The organism is Mycobacterium sp. E3198, assembly GCF_001667015.1.
Lineage (GTDB): Bacteria > Actinomycetota > Actinomycetes > Mycobacteriales > Mycobacteriaceae > Mycobacterium.
In genome coordinates this window covers 1-3073 of record NZ_LZIS01000182.1, presented here as the reverse complement: position 1 = coordinate 3073, position 3073 = coordinate 1, and the positions used below count along the sequence as shown (strand labels likewise).

The window sequence follows — 3073 nt, the reverse complement described above, 5'->3', positions numbered from 1 at the left end:
GGTTGAAGAAGCCGATGTTGCCGCTGCCGAGGTTGACGTCGCCGAGGTTGCCGCTGCCCAGCAGGTTGATCTGGCCGTTGTTGCCGCTGCCCAGGTTCCAGGCCTGAGTGTTCCCGATGCCCAGGGTCAGCAGCTTGGCGTTGCCGATGCCGAGGAAGTTGAAGCCCGGGATGTTGTCCAGGAACCCGAAGATGCTGTCCAGGGGCTGCAGCGCCAACGGCAGCTGGGCGGCCGCCGCCGACGCGCCGGCGTGATAGTCCACCATCGCCGCGACGTCCTGGGCCCACATCTGTTCGTACTCGGCCTCGGTGGCCGCGATCGCCGGCGCGTTCTGGCCGAACAGGTTCGACACCACCAGCGACACCAGGTCGGTGCGATTGGCCGCGACCACCGCCGGGTGCACCGTCGCCGCCAGCGTGGACTCGAACACCGCGGCGACCGACTGGGCCTGCGCGGACGCGTTCTGGGCCTGCGCGGCGGCCGCGCTCAGGAACCCCGCGTAGGGGGTGGCCGCCGCCATCATCGCCGCCGATGCCGGGCCCTGCCAGGCCTGCTGCGTCAGCCCGGAGGTCACCGACGCGAACGACGACGCCGCCGACGCGAGCTCGGAGGCCAGGCCGTCCCAGGCCGCCGCGGCCTCTAACATCGGTGCCGACCCCGCGCCGACGAACATCCGCAACGAGTTGATCTCCGGGGGCAGCACCAAGAAGCTCATCACGCGTCCTTCGGGTGGGACTGACTTAAACAGATGTCATATAGATAGCAGAGTTTCATACTTTTGGTCCACTAGAGTGGCGTACGCCATAGTAATCGGTTTGGTATGTGCGCGCGGGCTGTCGAAGGGACTTCGGGTGACGAGACCGAATCGCGGCGGTGGGATACTGCGAGAGTGCCCGCTCGCTCGTTAGACCACCCGCTAGGTCGCGTCGAGGACGTCGCGCGGGGACGTGGCGCCGACCTCGTCGAGTTGTCCCACGCCATCCACGCCGAGCCCGAGCTCGCGTTCGCCGAGCACCGCAGCTGCGCCAAGGCGCAGGCGCTGGTCGCCGAGCGCGGTTTCGAGATCACCGCGCGCGCCGGCGGTCTGGACACCGCGTTCCGCGCCGACTTCGGCAGCGGACCGCTGGTCGTCGGGGTGTGCGCGGAGTACGACGCGCTGCCCGAGATCGGGCACGCCTGCGGCCACAACATCATCGCCGCGGCGGCGGTGGGGGCCGCGCTGGCGCTGGCCGAGGTGGCCGACGACCTGGGGCTGCGGGTGGCGCTGGTGGGCACCCCCGCCGAGGAGGCCGGCGGCGGCAAGGCGCTGCTGCTGGAGGCCGGGACCTTCGACGACGTCGCGGTGGCGGTGATGGTGCATCCCGGGCCGGCCGACATCGCCGCGGCCCGCTCGCTGGCGTTGTCGGAAGTGACGGTGAAATACCGTGGCAAGGAATCGCACGCCGCCGTCGCGCCGCACCTGGGGCTCAACGCCGCCGACGCCGTGACCGTCGCGCAGGTGGCCGTCGGGCTGCTGCGCCAGCAACTGGCGCCGGGTCAGATGACGCACGGGATCGTCACCGACGGCGGGCAGGCCGTCAACGTGATCCCCGGGCACGCGGCGCTGCAGTACGCGATGCGGGCGCTCGATTCGGACTCGCTGAGCCAGCTGGAGGGCAGGATGTACGCGTGTTTCGCCGCGGGCGCGCTGGCCGCCGGCTGCGAGTACGAGATCGACAGCCCCGCGCCGCCGTACGCCGAGCTCCACCCCGACCCCTGGCTCGCCGACGTGTTCCGGGAGGAGATGCGCCGGCTCGGGCGCGAGCCGGTGGCGGCCGAAGTCGAGACGGCGCTGCCGATGGGCAGCACGGACATGGGCAACGTGACGCAGGTGCTGCCCGGCATCCACCCGGTGATCGGCGTCGACGCCGGCGGTGCGACGGTGCACCAGCGCGCCTTCGCCGCCGCCGCCGCGGGTCCCAGCGCCGACCGCGCGGTCGTCGACGGCGCGATCATGTTGGCGCGCACCGTCGTTCACCTCGCCCAGACCCCGGGCGAACGCGACCGGGTGCTTCAGGCGCAGCACCGGCGGGGGGTGCGCGCGTGAGCCTCGTCGACAGCGCCGAGTCGTGGTTGGCCGCGCACCACGACGACCTGGTCTCGTGGCGCCGGCACATCCACCGCTATCCGGAGCTGGGCCGCCAGGAGTACGCGACGACGCAGTTCGTCGCCGAGCGGTTGGCCGACGCGGGGCTGAACCCGAAGGTGCTGCCCGGCGGGACCGGGCTGGTCTGCGACCTGGGGCCCGAGCACGAGCCGAGGATCGCGCTGCGGGCCGACATGGACGCGCTGCCGATGGCCGAGCGGACCGACGCGCCGTACACCTCCACGATGCCCAACGTCGCGCACGCCTGCGGGCACGACGCGCACACCGCCATCCTGCTGGGCACGGCGCTCGCGCTGGCGTCGGTGCCGGAGCTGCCGATCGGGGTGCGGCTGATCTTCCAGGCCGCCGAGGAGCTGATGCCGGGCGGGGCGATCGACGCGATCGCGGCCGGGGCGCTGTCCGGGGTGTCGCGGATCTTCGCCCTGCACTGCGACCCGCGGCTGGAGGTCGGCAAGATCGCGGTTCGGCAGGGCCCGATCACCTCCGCGGCCGACCAGCTGGAGATCACGCTGTATTCGCCGGGCGGGCACACCTCGCGGCCGCACCTGACCGCCGACCTGGTCTACGGCCTCGGCACGCTGATCACCGGGCTGCCCGGGGTGCTGTCGCGGCGCATCGACCCGCGCAACGGGACGGTGTTGGTGTGGGGCGCCGTCAACGCCGGGGTGGCCCCCAACGCGATCCCGCAGACGGGCGTGCTGGCCGGCACCGTGCGCACCGCGAGCCGACAGACCTGGGTCGCCATGCAGGACATCATCCGCGAGACCGTGTCCGCGCTGCTGTCCCCGCTGGCGATCGAGCACACGCTGGCCTACCGGCGCGGGGTGCCGCCGGTGGTCAACGAGGACGTCTCGACGCGCATCCTCACCCACGCCATCGAAGCCCTCGGCCCCGACGCGCTGGCCGACACCCGGCAGTCCGGCGGCG

General features: G+C 72.3%; 3 protein-coding genes. 2 read left to right on the top strand and 1 reads right to left on the bottom strand.

All coding sequences use genetic code 11. From position 1 onward, the window contains the following. The coding region (locus A5673_RS20395) for a PPE family protein (protein WP_156748421.1) at positions 1-715 on the bottom strand (715 nt) is incomplete at its 3' end. A gap of 174 nt (positions 716-889) precedes the next feature. Between A5673_RS20395 and A5673_RS20390 the strand changes: the two genes are divergently transcribed. Then, positions 890-2086, top strand: a complete 1197-nt coding sequence (locus A5673_RS20390; protein ID WP_068236534.1) for an amidohydrolase — start codon at positions 890-892, stop codon at positions 2084-2086. Further along, positions 2083-3073, top strand: a 991-nt coding sequence (locus tag A5673_RS20385; RefSeq protein WP_068236532.1) for an amidohydrolase, incomplete at its 3' end; no start/stop codon positions are given. The genes A5673_RS20390 and A5673_RS20385, both read left to right, overlap by 4 nt.